Origin of the sequence: Mesobacillus thioparans (genome assembly GCF_965138835.1) — a bacterium.
GTDB classification, from domain to species: Bacteria; Bacillota; Bacilli; order Bacillales; family Cytobacillaceae; genus Mesobacillus; species Mesobacillus thioparans.
In genome coordinates this window covers 26,060-47,003 of record NZ_CBCSFH010000008.1, presented here as the reverse complement: position 1 = coordinate 47,003, position 20,944 = coordinate 26,060, and the positions used below count along the sequence as shown (strand labels likewise).

Annotated in this window: 17 protein-coding genes; 15 read left to right on the top strand and 2 right to left on the bottom strand. The window is 45.4% G+C overall.

Going from position 1 to position 20,944, the window contains the following annotated elements; genetic code table 11:
* Positions 1-45: 45 nt before the first annotated feature.
* From flaG to prfB, 8 genes are all read left to right on the top strand, one after another.
* Positions 46-411 (top strand): flagellar protein FlaG, encoded by a 366-nt coding sequence (gene flaG, locus ACNAZ4_RS14135; protein ID WP_415815469.1) that lies wholly within the window; start codon positions 46-48, stop codon positions 409-411.
* Positions 412-422: 11 nt separating this feature from the next.
* The gene (locus ACNAZ4_RS14130; RefSeq protein ID WP_415815226.1) at positions 423-1,916 is read left to right on the top strand and encodes a flagellar hook-associated protein 2; all 1,494 of its coding nucleotides are present in this window, start codon (positions 423-425) and stop codon (positions 1,914-1,916) included.
* A 33-nt stretch (positions 1,917-1,949) separates the two neighbouring features.
* Positions 1,950-2,351: a flagellar export chaperone FliS gene (gene fliS, locus ACNAZ4_RS14125; RefSeq protein WP_415815224.1), complete on the top strand. Its 402-nt coding sequence runs from the start codon at positions 1,950-1,952 to the stop codon at positions 2,349-2,351.
* Entirely contained in the window at positions 2,351-2,695 is a 345-nt protein-coding gene (locus tag ACNAZ4_RS14120; protein ID WP_415815222.1) for a flagellar protein FliT, read from the top strand. Before fliS ends, ACNAZ4_RS14120 begins: the two co-directional genes overlap by 1 nt.
* A gap of 565 nt (positions 2,696-3,260) precedes the next feature.
* A complete protein-coding gene (hpf, locus tag ACNAZ4_RS14115) occupies positions 3,261-3,806 on the top strand; it encodes a ribosome hibernation-promoting factor, HPF/YfiA family (protein WP_041963944.1) in 546 nt (181 codons plus the stop codon).
* A gap of 108 nt (positions 3,807-3,914) precedes the next feature.
* On the top strand, positions 3,915-4,757 hold the full coding sequence (locus tag ACNAZ4_RS14110; protein WP_415815220.1) for a DUF1028 domain-containing protein: 843 nt from the start codon (positions 3,915-3,917) through the stop codon (positions 4,755-4,757).
* 207 nt (positions 4,758-4,964) lie between these two features.
* Complete coding sequence (gene secA, locus ACNAZ4_RS14105) at positions 4,965-7,478, top strand: preprotein translocase subunit SecA (RefSeq protein WP_415815218.1); 2,514 nt, start codon at positions 4,965-4,967, stop codon at positions 7,476-7,478.
* A 101-nt stretch (positions 7,479-7,579) separates the two neighbouring features.
* Positions 7,580-8,690 (top strand): peptide chain release factor 2 gene (prfB, locus tag ACNAZ4_RS14100; protein ID WP_415815216.1). Its coding sequence is split into 2 segments (ribosomal slippage): positions 7,580-7,651 and positions 7,653-8,690, totalling 1,110 coding nucleotides; the frame shifts between segments, so codons are not numbered across the junction.
* A 55-nt stretch (positions 8,691-8,745) separates the two neighbouring features.
* Here prfB and ACNAZ4_RS14095 read toward each other — a convergent pair.
* Positions 8,746-9,702, bottom strand: coding sequence for an NERD domain-containing protein (locus ACNAZ4_RS14095; protein ID WP_415815214.1), 957 nt, complete (start codon positions 9,700-9,702; stop codon positions 8,746-8,748).
* Between the two features lie 311 nt (positions 9,703-10,013).
* Positions 10,014-12,581 carry a CoA-disulfide reductase gene (locus ACNAZ4_RS14090; protein ID WP_415815212.1) on the bottom strand — a complete coding sequence of 856 codons (2,568 nt, stop codon included), beginning with the start codon at positions 12,579-12,581 and terminating at the stop codon, positions 10,014-10,016.
* Positions 12,582-12,978: 397 nt separating this feature from the next.
* On the opposite strand from ACNAZ4_RS14090, the gene ACNAZ4_RS14085 reads away from it, so the two are divergent.
* From ACNAZ4_RS14085 to ACNAZ4_RS14055, 7 genes are all read left to right on the top strand, one after another.
* Entirely contained in the window at positions 12,979-13,863 is an 885-nt protein-coding gene (locus ACNAZ4_RS14085; RefSeq protein WP_415815210.1) for a YitT family protein, read from the top strand.
* A 51-nt stretch (positions 13,864-13,914) separates the two neighbouring features.
* A complete protein-coding gene (cccB, locus tag ACNAZ4_RS14080) occupies positions 13,915-14,229 on the top strand; it encodes a cytochrome c551 (protein WP_415815208.1) in 315 nt (104 codons plus the stop codon).
* 448 nt (positions 14,230-14,677) lie between these two features.
* Positions 14,678-15,364, top strand: a complete 687-nt coding sequence (gene ftsE, locus ACNAZ4_RS14075; RefSeq protein ID WP_415815206.1) for a cell division ATP-binding protein FtsE — start codon at positions 14,678-14,680, stop codon at positions 15,362-15,364.
* A complete protein-coding gene (ftsX, locus tag ACNAZ4_RS14070) occupies positions 15,354-16,247 on the top strand; it encodes a permease-like cell division protein FtsX (RefSeq protein ID WP_415815204.1) in 894 nt (297 codons plus the stop codon). Before ftsE ends, ftsX begins: the two co-directional genes overlap by 11 nt.
* Positions 16,248-16,347: 100 nt before the next feature.
* Entirely contained in the window at positions 16,348-17,676 is a 1,329-nt protein-coding gene (locus tag ACNAZ4_RS14065) for a murein hydrolase activator EnvC family protein (protein ID WP_415815202.1), read from the top strand.
* A 201-nt stretch (positions 17,677-17,877) separates the two neighbouring features.
* Positions 17,878-19,329 carry a S41 family peptidase gene (locus ACNAZ4_RS14060; protein ID WP_415815200.1) on the top strand — a complete coding sequence of 484 codons (1,452 nt, stop codon included), beginning with the start codon at positions 17,878-17,880 and terminating at the stop codon, positions 19,327-19,329.
* A 353-nt stretch (positions 19,330-19,682) separates the two neighbouring features.
* The gene (locus tag ACNAZ4_RS14055; protein WP_415815198.1) at positions 19,683-20,876 is read left to right on the top strand and encodes a PDZ domain-containing protein; all 1,194 of its coding nucleotides are present in this window, start codon (positions 19,683-19,685) and stop codon (positions 20,874-20,876) included.
* The last annotated feature ends 68 nt before the right edge of the window (positions 20,877-20,944 follow it).

Below are 20,944 nucleotides of genomic sequence, written 5' to 3'. Positions count from 1 at the left end.
TCCGATATTAAAATAAAAGAATGTTGAATTCAGGGGGAACTAATGATGATTGACCGGATATCATCAAATCAATTTACCTCTCAGCTTAGGGCTGATGCAGGCAATACAACAAGTGAGATGCAGGAAAAATTCGTGGAGCTTTTACCAGAGACATCCTTTGAAGATAAGAGTGAAAGTATTTCCTTTCCTAAGGAAAAGGTTCAGGAAATGGTCGCTGATATGAATAAATTCATGGAGTCTTCCCCTACATCATTGAAGTTCGAATTTCATGAAAAACTGAATGAGTATTATGTGAAGATTGTGGATGACAAAACGAAGGAAGTTGTCAGAGAAATTCCTCCTAAAAAAATGCTGGATTTTTACGCGGCAATGACGGAATTTCTTGGATTGATGGTAGATAAAAAGATTTGAGGGTGATTTAAATGGCAGGCATACGAATTGGCGGACTGGCCAGCGGAATGGATATAGACCAGATTGTCAGTGATTTGATGAAGGCTGAAAGAATGCCTTTAGATAAATTGACACAAAAAAAGCAATACCTTGAATGGCAGCGTGATGATTATCGGGATATGAATAAATCTCTGTTGGAAATGGATCAGCTGATTTTCGATGGGGTTCTTAGAAAAGCATCCTTTGTCCAAAAAACTGTTTCATTATCTAATCCTGGAGCACTATCCATCAGGAATATCAATTCAACAGCCGATTTCTCAGGTACTGTTCAGGTGAATCGGCTTGCCTCGGCAGCCAGCATGTACTCAAATGGACAATCAGCAATCGATCCCTCAAAAACGATGGAGGGTAATGGAATAGATGTTCAGACCCTGAAAATCCAGGCTATTGGCAAGGATGGGAACCTGGGTGCGGCTAAGGAAATTAAAATCGAATCCACCGATACGATCGATATGGTAATATCAAAAATCAACAATCAGAGTGATGTATCTGCGTATTTTGATAAAGCGACAGGGAAACTGTCCATTATCTCCAAGAATACTGGTGATATTGTCGGCAACTCTGAAATCAGCCTTGATAGCGACGGGAACTTCTGGACTGCAATGAATATGGATGCCAACAGTGAAGCTGCGATTGCCAATAATGTGGGTAAAGGCGGAGTAAACGCTTCGCTAACGTATAACGGAATGCCAATTGAGAGGCCGACAAATACATTCACGATAAACGGTGTGGAATTCTCACTGAAAGCTGTGACAACTGAACCAGTGTCCTTCTCTTCTGCGACTAATACGGATGCAATTATAGAGACAATCGTGAAATTCGTAGATAAATACAATTCGCTTATTGAGAAGATGAAAGGTGAATTAGAAGAAAAACGGTACCGTGACTTCCAGCCGTTAACGAAAGAACAGAAGGAATCAATGGACGAAAAGGAAATCGAACGCTGGGAGGAAAAAGCAAGAAGCGGAACTTTGAGGGGTGATTCGGTCCTTTCCGGAGCGATGAATAAGATGCGTTTGGACCTCTATTCAGTGGTTTCCGGCCTCGTTGGTAAAAATCAGCTCGCTGAAATTGGAATCAAGACTTCAAGCAACTATATGGATGGCGGAAAGCTGATCATTGACCAAACAAAACTTAAAGCCGCGTTATCCGAAAATCCGAACGCTGTGTATGACATTTTTGCCAAAGATGGAGCTACTACAGAGGAGAAGGGACTCGGCCGCCGCTTACGGGATACAATAAAATCTACAATGCTGAACATTGAGAAGCGCGCAGGCAAAGCAAGCAGTACCAATAATGCATTTACTTTGGGCAGGAATCTAACGAGTATTGACAGCCAAATCAACCGTTTTGAGGACCGGCTGATTAAAGTCGAAGACCGCTATTGGAGACAATTCACGGCAATGGAAAAAGCAATTCAGAAGGCGAATAGTCAGTCGGCATATTTAATGCAGCAGTTTAGCTAATAAAATGCCCTTTTACAAAAAGGAGATTAAAACATGGCACTAACTAATCCATACCAGTCTTACCAGCAAAACTCTGTCAATACCGCCTCACCAGGCGAGTTGACGTTAATGCTATACAATGGATGTCTCAAGTTTATTAATCTGGCAAAGCACGCGATTGAGACGAGGGATATTCAGGCTAAAAATACCAACATCCAAAAGGCGCAGAAGATAGTTCAAGAGTTGATGGTCACGCTTAATATGGACCTCGAAGTATCTGAAAATATGATGTCTTTATACGACTATATGAATCGCCGTCTGATCGATGCAAATATTAAAAACGATACCGTAATTTTGGAGGAAGTGGAATTGCTTGTCACTGACTTCCGCGATACCTGGAAGCAGGTCATCCAATTGAACCGCCAGAAGCAGCATAGCCAGGGCGGCATGGCGTAGTGAGTGTGGTCATCCAATTTCATCACCTAACAACTGAATTGATCCAGCTATTAGAGGATCGCGGTATCGATCGGGATGATAAAATCACCCGGGTTGAAGAATTGTTAGTCAAGCGAGAAACGCTAATCGGGGATATTCATCCCCCCTATAGTCCTGAAGAAATGGAAATTGGGAAGAAGCTTAATCAGTTGAATGGGAGGCTGTCTCAGCTTTTAAAACTGGAAAAAGCGGCTGTCCAAAAAGACATCAAGGATCTTCAAAACAAAAAAGAATCTAACACCAAATATGTCAACCCATACCAAAGCCTTGCAACGGACGGCATGTTTTATGACAAGAGGAAATAGGTGGCTGGTTTGAACACATTAATTGAGGAAAAGTTCCTATTAGTCAACCAGTATATCGGATTGCTTGATACCATCGATGAAGCTTTTGGCCATATCCTTATCAGTCTCTAAAGGAATAATCATCAGGATGCCGAGCATTTATGGGAAGACGTTACCATGGCTTTTATGCAAATTGATGAATCAAACAAGGTCCTTGCTGAGCATTTTGCCGACCAGCCAGGGTTTATCCAACAATTTTCACAATTTGATTTGGTTTTGGAGAAGGCACAATTGGTTCAGTTCACAGACAATCGATTTATAGAGGTATTTTTGAGGGAGAAGATATATCTTGCTTTCCTTGTATGGTCGGGTCAAATCACTCAACAATTTAGGCCCTATTACATTAACTGAACCGCCCACTCCCGGGCGGTTTTCCTATATTCGGACACCCCTCAACAAACTATCCACTATTCCGACAGTAAAAACAGACATAAAAATGTCAAATCTTCAGACTGTTTTTGCAGGAGTTCTTTGGGGTAAAATAGAATTAGTAATACATAGTCATATCCCAAAGGAGGAGTCCACTATGAACTACAACATTCGTGGAGAAAACATTGAGGTAACTCCAGCAATCAGAGAGTATGTTGAGAAGAAGGTTGCTAAGCTTGAGCGTTATTTTACGGAGTCACCCAATGCTAATGTGAACGTGAACTTGAAAGTCTACCAGGATAAAAAATCAAAAGTTGAAATTACGATTCCGATGAAGGATCTTGTGCTTCGTGCAGAGGAGCTTCATGAAGATATGTATGCTGCGATCGATCTGATCACGGATAAGCTAGAGCGTCAGATCCGCAAGCATAAGACAAAGGTTAACCGCAAATTCCGTGATAAGGAAAGCCTGAAGGATTTCGTTCCGATTTTCACAGAAGTTGAGCAGGTTGAAGAAGATGAGGATCTTGAAGTTGTCCGTACTAAGAGCTTCGACTTGAAGCCAATGGACAGCGAAGAGGCGATCCTGCAGATGAACATGCTGGGCCACAGCTTCTACGTGTTCACAAATGCTGAAACAAACCAAACAAACGTTGTTTACAAGCGTAACGACGGCCGTTATGGTTTGATTGAAGCTCAGTAATAATCTAACACTCTACCCACAGTCAGAAATTGGCTGTGGGTTTTCATTTGTTCTTTGAAGGAAAAATTATGCCGAGTGCCGAAATGATTTTTATAGGAGGCGATTTATATGACATTTTCAATCGTTGGTTATGATCCCAAGGAAAAAGAATGGGGAATTGCCGTGCAATCTAAATTTCTTGGCGTCGGGGCTGTTGTTCCGTTTGCGAAAGCGGGAGTTGGAGCTGTCGCTACTCAGTCTTACGCAAATACAGCCTATGGGCCAGAAGCGCTTGAACTGATGGCGCAGGGAAAATCGGCTGAAGAGGTCATGGAATTGATCACAAAGGACGATCCTGACAAGGAAATGCGCCAGGTCGGCTTGATTGACAGCGAGGGCAATGCTGCTACTTTTACGGGTACATACTGTTATGACTGGGCAGGCGGAGTGACTGGCAAGCACTTTGCGGCGCAGGGGAATATTTTGGTGGACGAAAATACTGTTAAAGCCATGGCTGAAACCTTTGAATCAACGGAAGGTTCCCTTGCACACCGTTTGCTTCAGGCGCTCAATGCCGGCCAGCAAGCAGGTGGTGACAGCAGGGGCCAGCAGTCAGCAGCACTTCTTGTTGTCAAGGAGCAGGGCGGTTATGGCGGTTTTAACGACCGTTATATCGATCTGCGTGTCGATGACCATCCTGAACCAATCACAGAGCTGATCCGCATCTACGGCCTGCAGCAGCTTTATTTTGCAAAAGCGAAGCCGGAGAATGTAGCGGCAATAGAGGGAGAGGTCAGGGAAACAGTCGTCAAGCATTTGAAGCGCCTTGATTACCTGAAGGCTGATCCGTCTGACGGAGAAGAACTCCACAAAGCACTCACAGCCTATATCCACACCGAAAACTTCGAAGAACGAGAGCAGGAGAAGGGCAAAATCGATCTCGAAGTTTTGGAGTTCATGAAAAAACAATAATCCTTGAGTCCCCTGTCAGCTCGATGGGGGACTTTTCACATTTCCCCATTGGTTGTCACCCCTTGTCCTAAGTGGTAAAATAGTAAGAAGCAATAAATCGAATTTTTCTAAAAGGGATTCGGTGCATTCAGGTCGAATCTTTTTTCTTTGGGATTAATTTTTACGATTCGAATTCATCGAGATTCAATAGATAAAAGGAGCGTCTGTATGGGGATTTTAACGAAAATTTTCGACCAGAATAAACGCGATATTAAAAAATTGACAAAAATGGCGGATCAAATCGATGCGCTTGCAGGTGATATGGAAAAGCTGTCTGACGACCAGCTCAGGGAAAAAACGGAAGAGTTCAAGAATCGCTACCAAAACGGCGAATCCACTGATGACCTTCTTGTTGAAGCATTCGCGGTTGTCCGTGAAGGCGCCAAGCGTGTTCTTGGTCTGTATCCTTATAAAGTCCAGCTGATGGGTGGTATTGCTCTTCATGAGGGGAATATCTCTGAGATGAAGACTGGTGAAGGTAAAACCCTTACAGCGACAATGCCGGTTTACCTGAACGCAATCACTGGCCGCGGCGTGCACGTCATCACGGTCAACGAATACCTTGCGAGTCGTGACGCCGTCGAGATGGGCCAGCTGTATGAGTTCCTTGGCCTGACTGTCGGCCTCAACCTGAACAGTATGACGAAGGAAGAGAAGCAGGAAGCATACCGTGCCGATATCACTTATGGTACGAACAACGAGTTTGGCTTTGACTATCTGCGCGACAATATGGTGCTTTACTCAGACCAGAAGGTTCAGCGCCCGCTGCACTTCTGCGTCATCGATGAAGTTGACTCCATCTTGATCGATGAAGCGCGTACGCCTTTGATCATTTCCGGCTCTGCGCAAAAATCGGCTGCGCTTTACATCCAGGCGAATGCATTCGTCCGTACATTGAAGCGTGAAGAAGATTACACTTATGATGAAAAAACGAAGGGTGTCCAGCTGACGGAGGAAGGGATCACGAAGTCCGAGAAGGCTTTTGGCATCGATAACCTTTTTGACATCAAGCATGTGACATTGCTTCACCATATCAATCAGGCGATGAAAGCCCAGGCGAGCATGCATAAGGATGTCGATTACGTCGTCCAGGACGGCGAGATTGTCATCGTTGACCAGTTCACTGGCCGTCTGATGAAGGGCCGCCGCTACAGCGAAGGCTTGCACCAGGCGATCGAGGCGAAGGAAGGCCTTGATATCCAGAACGAAAGTATGACGCTTGCGACGATCACATTCCAGAACTACTTCCGTATGTATGAAAAACTGTCCGGTATGACGGGTACAGCGAAGACAGAGGAAGAGGAATTCCGCAATATTTATAACATGAATGTTGTGGTCATCCCGACGAACCGTCCGATTGCCCGTGACGACCGTCCGGATTTAATTTACGCATCGATGCAAGGCAAGTTCAAAGCAGTTGCTGATGACATCGCTGAGCGTCATCAGGCCGGACAACCTGTTCTTGTTGGTACGGTTGCGATTGAAACGTCTGAAATCATTTCTGCGTTTTTATCGAAAAAAGGCATCAAACATAATGTCCTGAACGCGAAAAACCATGAGCGTGAAGCGGAAATCATTGCTGAAGCCGGTCAGCAGGGATCGGTTACGATCGCAACAAACATGGCCGGCCGCGGTACGGACATCAAGCTTGGCGAGGGTGTTAAAGAGGTTGGCGGCCTTGCTGTCATTGGTACTGAGCGCCACGAGAGCCGCCGTATCGATAACCAGCTCCGCGGACGTTCCGGACGTCAGGGAGACCCTGGTGTGACGCAGTTCTACCTTTCCATGGAAGATGAACTGATGCGCCGCTTCGGTTCTGACAATATGAAAACGATGATGGAGCGACTTGGCATGGATGATACTCAGCCAATCCAGAGTAAAATGGTATCTAGAGCTGTTGAATCCGCGCAAAAGCGTGTTGAGGGCAACAACTTCGATGCCCGTAAGCAATTGCTTCAATACGATGATGTTTTGCGCCAGCAGCGTGAGATCATCTACAAGCAGCGTGACGAGGTTCTTGAATCTGAAAACCTTCGCGGCATCGTTGAAAACATGATCAGATCTTCATTGGAGCGCAACGTTTCCGCCCATACGCCAGCCGGCGAGGATATGGAAAGATGGGATCTGAACAGCATCATGGATTACGTGAACGGCAACCTGCTTCATGAAGGCGACATCACTGTTGAAGACCTTCGCGGCAAAGAGCAGAATGAAATCATCGAAGCCATCATGGCGAAGGTGAAAGTGCGCTATGATGAAAAAGAAGAAATGTTGACTGATGAACAAATGCGTGAGTTTGAAAAAGTCATCGTGCTTCGCTCGGTTGACTCGAAGTGGATGGACCACATCGACCAGATGGACCAGCTGCGCCAGGGTATCCACTTGCGTGCATATGGCCAGATCGATCCGCTGCGCGAATACCAGCATGAAGGCTTCGCAATGTTCGAGAGCATGGTCCTTTCCATCGAAGACGATGTTGCGAAATACATCATGAAGGCCGAAATCCGCAGCAACCTTGAGCGTCAGGAAGTAGCGAAAGGCCAGGCTGTGAATCCGAAGGAAGACGAAGGCGGAAAAGTGAAAAAGAAGCCAGTCGTCAAGACAATGGATGTTGGCCGTAATGATCCATGTATTTGCGGCAGCGGCAAGAAATACAAGAACTGCTGCGGCAAAGCTGAATAAACTGATACAAGAGGCCGGCGGGCAACCCGCTGGTTTCTTTTTGTAGACCAGATGTGAAATTCATTTAGCAAGAAGCTATAATATACTATGAGGTGAATGATATGGAATTAGCAGATATCAGGAATGAGCTTGAGAAAACAGCTAAGAAATTAGCGGACTTCAGGGGGTCTCTTTGACCTCGAAAATAAGGAAGCACGGATTGCTGAACTAGAAGATGGCATGCTTGCGCCAGACTTCTGGGATGACCAGCAGAAGGCCCAGGTCGTCATCAACGAAGCAAATGCGCTTAAGGAACAGGTTAATGTTTTTAACGAGCTTAACGAGGCATATGAAAATCTGGATTTGACTTATGAGCTTGTAAAAGAGGAAGACGACGCAGATCTTCGGGAGGAACTGGAGAAGGAGCTCGTTGAATTCAAAGAGCGCATGAGTGAGTTTGAACTCCAATTGTTGTTGAGTGAAGAGCATGATAAAAATAACGCAATCCTTGAGTTGCACCCTGGTGCCGGCGGAACGGAGTCCCAGGACTGGGGTTCGATGCTGCTGCGTATGTACACACGCTGGGCGGAAAAGCGCGGCTTCAAGGTTGAGACTTTGGATTACCTTCCAGGGGACGAAGCGGGTATCAAGAGTGTCACGTTAGCGATCAAAGGGCATAATGCATACGGATATTTAAAGGCGGAAAAAGGCGTACACCGATTGGTTCGTATATCTCCATTCGATTCTTCAGGCCGCCGCCATACTTCATTCGTATCCTGCGAAGTTATGCCGGAGTTCAACAATGAAATCGAAATTGAGATTCGTACGGAAGACCTAAAAATCGATACGTATCGTGCAAGCGGCGCCGGCGGTCAGCACATCAACACCACTGACTCCGCCGTCCGGATCACCCACTTGCCGACTGGTGTCGTTGTATCATCCCAGGCGGAACGTTCGCAGATCAAGAACCGTGAAACATCTATGAAGATGCTGAAAGCCAAGCTTTATCAGCGAGAAATCGAGCAGCAGCAAGCCGAACTGGACGAAATCCGCGGCGAGCAAAAAGAAATCGGCTGGGGCAGCCAGATCCGATCTTATGTTTTCCATCCATACTCCATGGTCAAAGATCACCGCACCAGCGCTGAATCCGGCAACGTGCAGGCCGTCATGGACGGGGATATTGATATGTTTATTGATGCTTATTTGAGATCTAAGTTGAGTTTGGGTGAGTAAACCGAACTGCGGATGAATTAAGGGAGTCCCCCGCCGGGTTGAGCGGGGGATTTTTTTATTTCGGTTGGTACCTTCTGCTTTTTGTTGCACCAGTTGCAATGAGATTTGAATTTGCCAGCAGCTTGGATGCTAGTTTTTTTGATGGTAAATGCACGAACGACCGAAACTGCTTGTTATTGATGGTTGGGTTAATTAAGAGGAAATAGTCTTCTAATGTTTGTAAGTGGGCATCTTTAGCAGTGGCTCCGCAGTGGGGACAATTCCAAGTACCGCTGTATCTCTCCATAGCATAACGAATGCAAGATGGACATTGGACTCCAGTAAGGTATTCGGATGGTTTAATTTGAAATTTTGGTAGGTGGGATTCAGGAGGCTGGTCACTCTTTAGTAAAAGCTTACTTAGCTTCTTATGTTCTTTTAAGGTAAGCACGTCTTTTTTATACCTTGAAAGAAACTCTTCAATTTTAAAAATAAGTCTTCCTGGAGGACATACGCGATGGTATACCTCTGGACCATTAGTGGGATTTCGCAAGGCGGTTGAAGGGTTACTGCTAAAGACTAGGTATTCGATAGGAATCTTAGGGTAATGATGGAGGTTCAGCCACTTTAGCAAAAGAATGCGGTGTCTTTTTACCTGAAGAAGTGGGTCATCAAACGTATCTGTCTTATCATTAAAGCTTCGGTCCATTTGATTGAATTGGGAATTGAAAATGAGGGTGCCTGCCATGTTCTTGGATTCAATGATAATGGCGAGTGAAGGGGAGAGGAGCAGGGAGTCCATTTGGAAATGAGTTTCACCTGTTTTTAAGCGCAAACCCTGAAATATGTGAAAGGCATCTTCATGGAGCAGGCTAGTGTAGTAGTCTAAAGTTACCTCGCCTTTGTGTCCAGCTCCGAATCTCATAGAGTCCTGTGTGACTTCTGCCCGTTTGGGATGTGGATCAGACAATCTTCTTAAGACAGCATCATTTATTTTGAGTCTTAATGGTACTTTTCTTCTTTTAACAATCAAAATTGGTTCCCTCCTTGTGTGAGATCCTAAATTCTTCGACAAAATACACTATAATTCCTGCTAGGAGAGGGGGAGATGAAAAATATTCACTAATATCGAAGGTAATCTCTACGAAATCTCAACTATTCTCTACGAAAAAAGAATAATCTCTACGAAATGAACCACATTCTCTACGAAAACTGCAATAATCTCTACGTTTACCAATTAACTAGGAAAAACAAAGGCAAATTACCTTTTTTCAGCAACCCCACCCAACTGAGTGCGTGCTGTTCCCAAAATAAAGCAGCCCTCCGCAGAAGGCCGCTCCCAAATTAGATAAACAAATTCAATCCAGAATCCTCAGCATCTCCAAGATATGCTGCGACTCCGCCGATTTCGACTCCGTCGATGAGCTCTTCCTTGGAAATACCCATGATGTCCATGCTCATGCCGCAGGCGACGAGTTTCACGCCGGCGTCCATGGCGTTTTTCATCAGAGTTTCGAGGCTGTCGACGTTTTTGTTGGCCATGACAGTCTTGATCATCTTCGCACCCATGCCGCCCATGTTCATCTTGGATAATGGCAGGTCGTTCGCACCCTTTGGCATCATCATACTGAACATTTTCGCCATCATGTCCTTCTCGGTTGATGGTGCGTCGTTGCGCTTTAGGATGTTCAGTCCCCAGAAGGTGAAGAACAAGGTTACCTCTTTACCCATCGCCGCGGCGCCGGATGCGATGATGAACGTTGCGATGGCTTTGTCGAGGTCACCGCTGAACACGACCATCGTTGCACCGTTTTTAGCAGGAGCAGCTGTTGGCACTCCAGTCGGCATTTCGACCGGTGCTGCCATTGTATTCAAAGGCACGACGTCATTCCCTTTCATGATCTGCGCCTTGAACTTCTTATCCTCAAACTTGTTGCTGATCAGCTTGTTGCCTGTCTTTTCGCACCATGCCTTGATGTCTTTCGCAAAGCCTGGGTCTGTTGCATGAATCTCAAGCACTTCACCATCCTGCATGTCGCCGATCGCTTTGTACACCTTCATGATCGGGCCCGGGCAAGATAAGCCGCAGGCGTCAAGCGTCGTCTTCACAGTCGGCGGAGCAACTGGAGCAGCCACAGCAACTGGAGCTGCCTCAACAGCCAAGCAAACACTAGACTGGGCAGCGGCAGCAGCAATTTCCTCCGTCGCAGCATTACGCTGGGCAACGCCATTATCGCTGATTGGGGTACCGCAGTTCTCGCTCGCATCTGGCTCGAACACGCAAGAGTAGGTTTTGTATCCGCCGTCCAGGTTGCGAACCTTGAATCCAGCTTGCTTCAGGATACGAGATGCTAAGTATCCGCGAAGTCCGACCTGGCAGTAGACGTAAACTTCTTTGGTTGGGATTTCACCAAGACGGTCGCGAAGCTCTCCTAAAGGAATATTCACAGAACCCTCGATCAAGCCCATATCGCGCTCGATCGGCTCGCGGACGTCGATCAGGTAGCCGCCATTGGCAAGAATGTCATTGATCTCATGCCATTGCACCGTTTCCACAAGACCTTCTGCAATATTCTTCGCTGCGTATCCTGCCATGTTGACTGGGTCCTTTGCAGAAGAATATGGCGGTGCGTAAGCCAGCTCAAGATCTGGCAGGTCAAAAATCGTCATGCCGCCTTTGATGGCAGTTGCCAGAACGTCGATACGCTTGTCGGCGCCATCGTAGGATACAGCCTGGGCGCCAAAGATTTTTCCGGTCTCCCGGTCGAAAATTAATTTCAGCGCAATCGGGAATGCGCCAGGATAGTATCCGGCGTGAGAGCTTGGGTGAACGTGCACGACATCATAAGAGATGCCAAGTCGCTTCAATGTTTTTTCGTTATTTCCTGTTGCCGCAACGGTCATGTCGAACACCTTCGCAATGGATGTGCCAAGTGTGCCCTGGTACTTGGAGTCGATGCCGTTGATATGGTCCGCGACAATGCGGCCCTGGCGGTTAGCTGGCCATGCAAGCGGAATGTGAGTCGCCTGGCCGTTGATATAGTCTTTCACTTCAATTGCGTCACCGATGGCGTAGATACTTTCATCAGCTGTCTGCAATCTTTCATTGACGCGAATTGCACCGCGAAGTCCCAGCTCCAGCCCAGCTTCCTTCGCCAATTTATTTTCAGGAGCAACGCCAATTGCAAGGATGACCAGATCAGTCTCGATTTGCGTGCCGCTGTTCAAATTGATTAACTTACCGTTGTTTTCAAAAGATTTCACGCCATCTTCAAGAACAAGGTTGACGCCTTTTTCACGAAGGTGTTGGTGTAAAATAGAAGCCATCTCAAAGTCGATTGGCGCCATAATCTGGTCAGCCATCTCGACGAGTGTTACTTCGACTCCGCGTTCCCAGAGGTTTTCGGCCATTTCAACACCGATGAAGCCGCCTCCGATGACGGTCGCTTTTTTAGGCATCCGCTCATCGACATACGCCTTGATTTTATCAGTGTCAGGAATATTGCGAAGCGTGAACAATGCTCCAGCCTCATCAATACCAGGAATCGGAGGCTTAATAGGGCTCGCTCCAGGTGAAAGAACCAGTACATCATAATTTTCTTCATATGTTTTACCAGTTTTTAAATCATTAATTTCCACCACTTTGCGCTCGCGGTCAATGCGAGTCACTTCGCTCAGGTTACGGATGTCCATATTGAATTTTTTAGACATGCCTTCAACTGTCTGTACAAGCAACGCGTCTCGTTCCTGGATGGCGCCACCGATATAATAAGGAAGCCCGCAGTTGGCAAAAGATATATATTCACCGCGTTCGATCATCACGATTTCTGTTTGTTCATCCAATCTTCTTAAACGTGCAGCTGTTGTAGCTCCGCCGGCAACTCCACCTACGATTACCACTTTTTTAGCCATATATATTACCCTCTTTCTCGTGAATTTTAATGTGTAATGTTGAGCAACCTCTGGTAAAAAAATAATTTCCTTCTATTACAGGAAAGACTAATCAATATGACCGCCTCCTTATACGTGAAATATATCACAAAGTACGGCTGGGGGTAAGGGTATTTGGCGAAACGTCAATAATTGTTCAAAATTTCACAAACTCAGGCATCCAGCTAAAAACTTTTACTTGCAAAAAATGCATTATCCAGTTTGATATAGTGCATTTTACTGGGAACTCTAAAACAAACAGTTTACATGACGACAGAATTCATCCTATATAATAGAAGCCTTTCTTTCACCCTTTAACACGGCGCACTACTAGCGTTTACAGAAAATTCGACACATGCTATACTCACTGACGGCATTAATGGAAAAAGGGGATAGGACATTGAAAAAACGACGAAATCATACAGTTAATCCAACATTGGAAAAGCTGATTGAATATGTATATGTGTTGATAGGTTCTGGGATTGTGGCTGTATCATTTAATGTGTTCCTGCTTCCGAACCGTGTTGCTTCAGGCGGTGTGAGCGGGATCAGTACGATTTTGGATGCGACCCTTGGCTGGGAGCCGGCGTATGTGCAATGGGCCTTTAATATCCCGTTGTTTATTGCCGGGGTTGTTTTACTTGGAAGACAATATGGGTATAAAACTCTTGCAGGGACCATCTTCCTTCCATTTGTCGTGTTTCTGACGAATGATGTGAAGCCCTGGACTCTCGATCCTTTACTTGGGTCATTGTTCGGCGGTATTGGTGTCGGTTTGGGACTAGGAATTGTATTCAGAGGAAATGCTTCCACAGGAGGCACGGATTTGGCGGCGCAAATCATCCATAAGTTCACGGGGTTTTCGCTTGGTACCTGCGTGGCGCTGATTGACGGACTGATTGTGTTGTCTGCAGCGATTGTCTTCGATATTGAACGCGGTCTATATGCTTTAATCGGGCTTTATGTCACTAGTAAAACAATCGACCTTGTGCAGGTCGGCATCGGGCGCTCGAAGATGGCGATGGTCATCACGAACCGCCAGGATGAAGTTCGCGAAGCAATCTTGAATAAAATTGACCGTGGAGTGACAAAACTATCAGCATACGGCGGCTATACGGACCAGGAACGGCCAATCATCATGTGTGTTGTGGACCAGACGGAGTTCACAAAATTGAAACAATTGGTCCAATCCATTGATCCTGCTGCATTTGTGATCGTAATGGATGCTTCAGAGGTATTGGGCGAGGGTTTTAAAAGGGCTTAGTATTGGTATAAAATAGTCGTGTATGCAAAATTTTCTTAGGGGGAGTTATATTTGAAGAAGAAATTATTAGCTCTATTAATGGGAACCTCCTTGGCACTGGCAGCCTGCGGCGGTGGTGGCGGCGATGAAGCTGGCGGCGACAAAGCGGGTGCAGATCCGGAAAAGCTTTTTAACCAAAAATGCTCAAGCTGCCATGGCGGCAATCTTGAAGGCGGCGTAGGACCGAAATTAAGTGATGTAGGTTCCCGTCTATCCCAGGATGAGATCGAAAGCACAATCGCCAATGGTAAAGGAGCAATGCCTCCGAAGTTGCTTGAAGGTGACGACGCTTCAGCAGTGGCTGAATGGCTGGCAAACAAGAAATAATACTTAAAAGGAAACGTTCTGATCATCGTCAGGGCGTTTTTTTTGTGCTGATTTTTGCAGCTCGATCAAAGTTAAAATGCTGTCCTTATGCATTTTTGGAAAATCGCCAAATTATTTAGCAATTCAGCAAGCTTCACAATTTGTACATACAAGTTTTGATAAACTGTTGTTACACACCGGTAATAAAACTAAAAATTCGACAAATATACAAATACTGTAAAGATGAGGATTCTACTAGATAAATAACTAACTTGGCAATCATTATGCATGGTAAACTAGTAGATAAATTACCCTCAATAGGTATAAAGTGGTAGTTTTTTAGTGAATTGAAAAGAAACTGTAATATAATAAGGGGTTTTTTTGATAGAGTGAGATGCTATAATAGGTTTGTTACAAATTGTCGAAGAATAGCCGTGTGATAAGACTAACTATCTAAGGTGATACAAAAATGATCGATATGCAGGATGTTTACAAGACTTATTCCAACGGCATCATGGCCGCGAATGGAATAAATGTTCATATAGATGCAGGTGAATTTTTATACGTGGTAGGTCCCAGCGGTGCCGGGAAATCTACTTTTATAAAAATGATGTACCGTGAAATTAAGCCTTCCAAGGGATCCATCATTATAAATGGTGTCAATCTCGCAAAGCTTAAGAACAGCAAAGTGCCATTGCTGCGTCGAAATATTGGCGTCGTCTTCCAGGACTTCAAATTGCTGAATACTCTTTCAGTCTATGAGAATGTCGCGTTTGCAATGGAAGTGATCGAGGAATCGCCACAATATATCAAAAAGCGGGTAATGGAGACTTTGGAACTTGTCGGGTTGAAGCATAAGGCCAGATCGCTTCCAACTGAGCTTTCAGGCGGGGAGCAGCAGCGTGTTGCCATCGCTCGTTCAATAGTGAACGCACCGAAAGTGGTGATTGCCGATGAACCAACAGGAAACCTTGACCCAGACACTTCCTGGGAAATCATGAACATTTTCGAAGAGATTAATATGAGGGGAACCACAATCGTCATGGCGACCCACAACAAAGAAATCGTCAACACAATCAAGCATCGCGTCATCGCGATCGAGGACGGCCGGATTGCCCGTGACGAAATGAAAGGTGACTACGGATATGAAAGCTAGAACATTCCGCCGCCACATTCGTGAAAGCTTCAAAAGCTTAGGCCGAAATGGCTGGATGACGTTCGCATCCGTTAGTGCCGTAACGGTTACCTTGCTTTTGGTCGGTGTCTTTTTCGTCATTATGATGAATTTAAATAAAGTCGCAACCACAATCGAAGAGGATGTAGAAATCCGAGTCCATGTGGATGCCGCAGCGAATGACAAAGATAAAGAGGTATTGGAACAGCAAATCAATCAGGTTTCCGGCATCAAGAATGTCACTTTTTCCCCTAAGGAAAAAGAACTTGAGAACCTGATCAACAGTCTTGGAGACCAGGGTGAAGCCTTCCAGCTGTTTGAGCAGGACAATCCTTTGAACGATGTGTTCGTCATAAAGACGAAAAATCCTACTGACACAATGAAAGTCGCAAAGCAGATCGAGAAGCTGAATTATGTGGCAGCTGTAAAATATGGACAGGGCAAGGTTGAAAAACTGTTCAATTTTATAAAAGTAAGCCGTAATGTCGGGCTCGTCCTGATTGTCGGGCTTCTTTTTACAGCGATGTTCCTGATTTCCAATACGATTAAAATCACGATCATGGCACGTAAACGAGAGATTGAGATTATGAGACTCGTTGGTGCCACGAATGGTTTCATCAGGTGGCCATTCTTCCTCGAAGGACTATGGCTGGGTATTCTTGGCGCAGTGGTGCCAATCGCCGTAGTATCAGCAGCGTATTATTACGCTTACGACTTCCTGAACGAAAAGCTGAAAGATCATTTCATAAGATTGCTTGAATTTAACCCATTTGTATACCAGTTATCAGCCATCCTGATCATGATGGGAGCTGCAATTGGCATCTGGGGAAGTCTCATGTCCGTCCGCAAGTTCTTGAAAGTGTAAGGAAGATTGAAATTCTTCCTTAACACTACATAAATAATAGACGATAGATATAAAGACAAAGTTACGAAACTATCATGAGTAAGAGAGGGGAAAAGATCTAGTGAAAAAGCAGATACTCTCACTAGCAATAGTCAGTACTTTAAGCCTGGGTGCCATTGCAAGCCCGATATATACGAATCATGCGAATGCAGAATCAATTTCAAATCTGGAAAAGCAAAAACAGGAAGCTTTGAATAAACGTTCCGGTTTGAACAGTGAAATTGAAGAGAAAAAATCGCAAATAACTGAGATTCAGTCTAAGCAAGATACAGTAAGGAATGAAATCAGTGCACTTGATAAATCAGTAACAGATACCGAAAATAGAATTGCAGAAAAAAATGCACAGATCGATCAAACAACGGCTGAGATTAAGCAGCTGGAAGTTGAAATTGCAGAACTGATCGAGCGTATTGAGAAAAGAAATGAATTATTGAAGGAAAAAGCCCGCTCTATGCAGGAAAGCGGAGGAACGGTCAGCTATATGGATGTTCTTCTTGGCGCACAAAGCTTCAGTGATTTCATCGACCGAGTAAATGCGGTGACAACGATTGTACAAGCTGACAAAGGTATTCTTGAGCAGCATCAAAAGGATAAAGACGACTTGGAGAAAAAGCAAGAGGAAGTCAAAACTAAGCTTGCCAACCTTCAATCGATGAAAAGAGACCTTGAAGACTTAAAAGTCCAGCTTAAAGGAAAAATTGCTAGACAAAAAGAGTTGATGAAAGAGCTTGAACATGAAGAGCACAAAATGCACGGAGAAATCAACGATATTGCCGAACAACAGAAAATCTTAGCTTCACAGGCAGCAGCGATCGAAAAAGCGATTGCCCTTGAGAAGAAACGCCAGGCTGAGATTGCAGCCGAGCGTGAAAGACAAGCTAAATTAGCTAGGGAAAGAGCAGCGGCAGCAGCAAAACAGAAAAACAGTGGATCATCCGCTTCTACTTCAACTGCAACAGTTGCTGAAGTTTCTGCGCCTCCAGTGTCGAATGGCATGTTCATGTGGCCTGCCCGTGGTTATGTTTCTTCAAACACTGGTTCAAGATGGGGAGCTTACCACTTTGGAATCGATATTGCGAGCGGAGGAACTGTTCCAATCGTAGCCGCTGCAGATGGCGTTGTCAGCCAATCTTATACATCCAGCAGCTATGGAGAAGTTATCTTTATCACTCACTCTATTGATGGCCAAATCTATACGACTGTTTATGCTCATATGAGATCCGGTTCGAGACAAGTCGGAAATGGAGCAGTAGTATCAAAAGGCCAAAGAATTGGTACAATGGGAAGCACAGGCCAATCTACTGGTCAGCATTTGCACTTCGAATTGCATAAGGGACCATGGACTGCTGACAAGAGAAACTATGTCAATCCAATTCCATATCTGAGATAATCCTTGAAAGGAAGAGACCACAAATCTCTTCCTTTTTTATTTTCCCATTTATTAGACTTGGAAACTTGTAAAATATATCCAAAACATCCCTTGCTGCAAAATTAAATCCTTCATACCCTGTCCATCTCCGTCATATAATGGGAATCATAGAAATTTTTACGGCAGAGGAGCAGTTTGCGGTAAACAGGGAGGAGTTTGGCAATGGAACGTAAGTGGATTGCCGTTTTGATGGCGGGCTCGCTGCTGACTGGGGCGGGGAGTACATACGCTGGCATGCAATGGTATGAGAACAAGGCTGGGGTGCTGGAGCGCCAGATTGTCCCTTTCAAGGATCATGCGAGGGCCGAATCCGGTGAGCAGGACAGTCTTGAAAAAGTTGAGCAGGCCTACAGTTTGATTTTTAATAGTTATGTGGAAAAAGTAGAGGACAAGAAGCTGGTTGAAGGCGCGATCAAAGGCATGTTGTCGACTTTGGAAGATCCGTATTCGGTGTATATGGACAAGGAAACCGCCAGGGAATTCAATCAGACGCTGGAGTCTTCATTCGAAGGGATCGGTGCTGAAGTCAGTACGGTCGATGGAAAGATCGTGATTGTTTCGCCTTTTAAAAATTCGCCTGCGGAAAAAGCGGGCTTGAAGCCAAATGATCAGATTCTGAAGGTTGATGGTGAAAGTATCGAGGGTCTTGACCTGTTTGAAGCGACAACGAAAATTCGCGGGAAAAAGGGAACGCCTGTCGTGCTAGAGATTGGACGGAAAGGCTTGAAAGATCCACTTCAGGTGAAAGTGATCCGTGATGAAATCCCTCAGATTACCGTTTATCGTGATATGAAAAAGGTGAATGGCGAAAACGTTGGTTACCTTGAGATTACCTCATTTTCTGAGGATACATCAAAGGAGTTCAAAAAGGAATTGAAGGCTTTGGAAAAAGAGGGGCTGGATGCGCTGCTGATCGATGTGCGCGGCAATCCTGGCGGGCTGCTAACGAGCGTCGAGGAGATTTTGCGAGAACTGATTCCTAAAGATAAACCGCTTTATCAAATCGAGGAACGCAGCGGTGATAAAACACGTTATTTTTCCAACTTGGATAAAGCCAAAGCTTACCCGATTGGCGTGTTGACAAATGATGGCAGTGCATCGGCAGCGGAAATATTAGCCGGGGCCCTGAAGGAAGCGGGCGGCTATCCGGTCATCGGTGAAAAGTCATTCGGAAAGGGAACAGTCCAGCAGGCTGTGCCAATGGGTGATGGAAGCAACATCAAGCTGACGCTGTTCAAATGGCTGACGCCGGACGGCAACTGGATCCATAAGAAGGGCATCGAGCCAACAGTCGAAGTCAATCAGCCTGCTTTGTATCATACTCATCCAATCCAGGTTGATAAACCGCTGAGGCTGGATATGAATAACGAGCAGATCAAAAATGCCCAGGAAATCCTTGCAGGCCTTGGATTCGAACCTGGACGCACGGACGGGTACTTCAGCAATCAAACCGAAATCGCTGTCAGGGTATTCCAAAGGAACAAGAGCATGAACGTAACAGGCGTGATCGATGCAAAAACAGCCACCGCACTTGAGGAAGCAGCTAGGGAAGCGATGAAACAGCAAGAGAACGATTTGCAGCTGCAGACTGCGTTGAGACTGCTTGCCAGGTAATCAACTCCAACTGCATATTAAGGGTGAAGATAACTTTGGATATATAATTTGACGCTGTACCTTAGACATGGGTGCAGCGTCTTTTTGTTAGTTTATGGAAAATGTAGAGAATATGCATCATTTCGTAGAGAATATGGCCGCTTCCGTAGAGAATAAGTAACATTCCGTAGAGATTCCAGACTAAACCGTAGAGAATAACCCGGATTCCATAGAGATTAGTTGCGTTCGGCCGAAATAAACCCCCACAAGAAAAAAATCCCATCCCAATTCCGCAACTATTAATAGGTTTTACCCCCCAGATTTGATAGAATAAGCTTAATATCAAGTAATTTTACGGGGATGGTGACATAGGGGTGGCACAGGATTGGTTCATCGAGCTTTTGAAAGGGACGGGCAGGCTTCTGCTTCACCCTGTGTTCTATTATTCTTTATTTATAGCTGCGATTCTTGGGATTTCACGCGTGAAACGGGAGCGCAAAAACTTCACGGTCCGGTCGGAGGATGCTTACTTTGAGCTCAGGCAGCTGTTTCCAATCGGATTGCTAATCGGTCTGTCGATTTCGATTATCACAATAGGCGCGGGGCTTACAATTCCGTTCGCGGCGATTGCTCTGATTGCGGCGGCGACATTGTTATTGAGCTTTACCACGAGAGTCAGGCTGCTGGCTCCTGCATATACGGTTGGCGCCGCTTTCTTTGCTTTAATTTTTCTGTCTGGCAAAAAAATCGAGATTCCGCTGGCTGGCGACCTTTTTTCCAGTCTTGATGAAAAAATTTATCCATCCATCGCGATTTTGCTGGCTTTGCTGACAATTGGCGAGGGAATGTTGATTTTAAAGAATGGCAAAAAGGGAACTTCTCCAAAATTATTAAAAAGCAAGCGTGGCCAGACGGTCGGTGTCCACGAGGTGAAACGTCTGTGGCTGGTTCCGGCATTCATGCTCATTCCGGGAAACATGCTGACGATGCCGTATGAGTGGTGGCCGGTGTTCACACTTGGCGACAATACATATTCCTTGCTTCTCGTTCCATTCGCGATCGGTATGCATCAGCAAATCCAGGGGTTGCTGCCGAGAGAGGCCATTCAGCAACAGGGCAGCCGGGTAATCGGGCTTGGCATTCTTGCCACGCTGATTGCTGCAGCCGGGTACTGGTACCCAATCGCCGCCATCGCAGCTGTATCGATTGCGATCATCGGCCGCGAAGCTCTGACATTCCTGCAGAGAATGCACGAAGAGAGCCGTCCGTTCTATTTTTCAAAAAAGAATCATGGCGTAATGATTCTCGGTATTTTGCCAGAGTCGCCGGCCGATAAAATGGCTCTGCAAGTCGGGGAGCTTGTCACAAAGGTAAATGGAACGAATGTCCATGACGAAAAGACATTTTACGAGGCCCTGTCGCGAAACAGGGCGCATTGCAAGCTTGAAGTTCTTGATACGAACGGACAGATCCGTTTTGTGCAACGGGCCTTATATGAAGGAGATCACCACGAGCTGGGCATCCTATTCGTTCAGGATGAGAAAAAGTGGGCCAGTGAAGTTGGATAATGTGTAGTAGGTTTGCGAAATTGATGAGAATTTTGTCAAAAATAATTGGAGATTATTTGGAAAGCTGG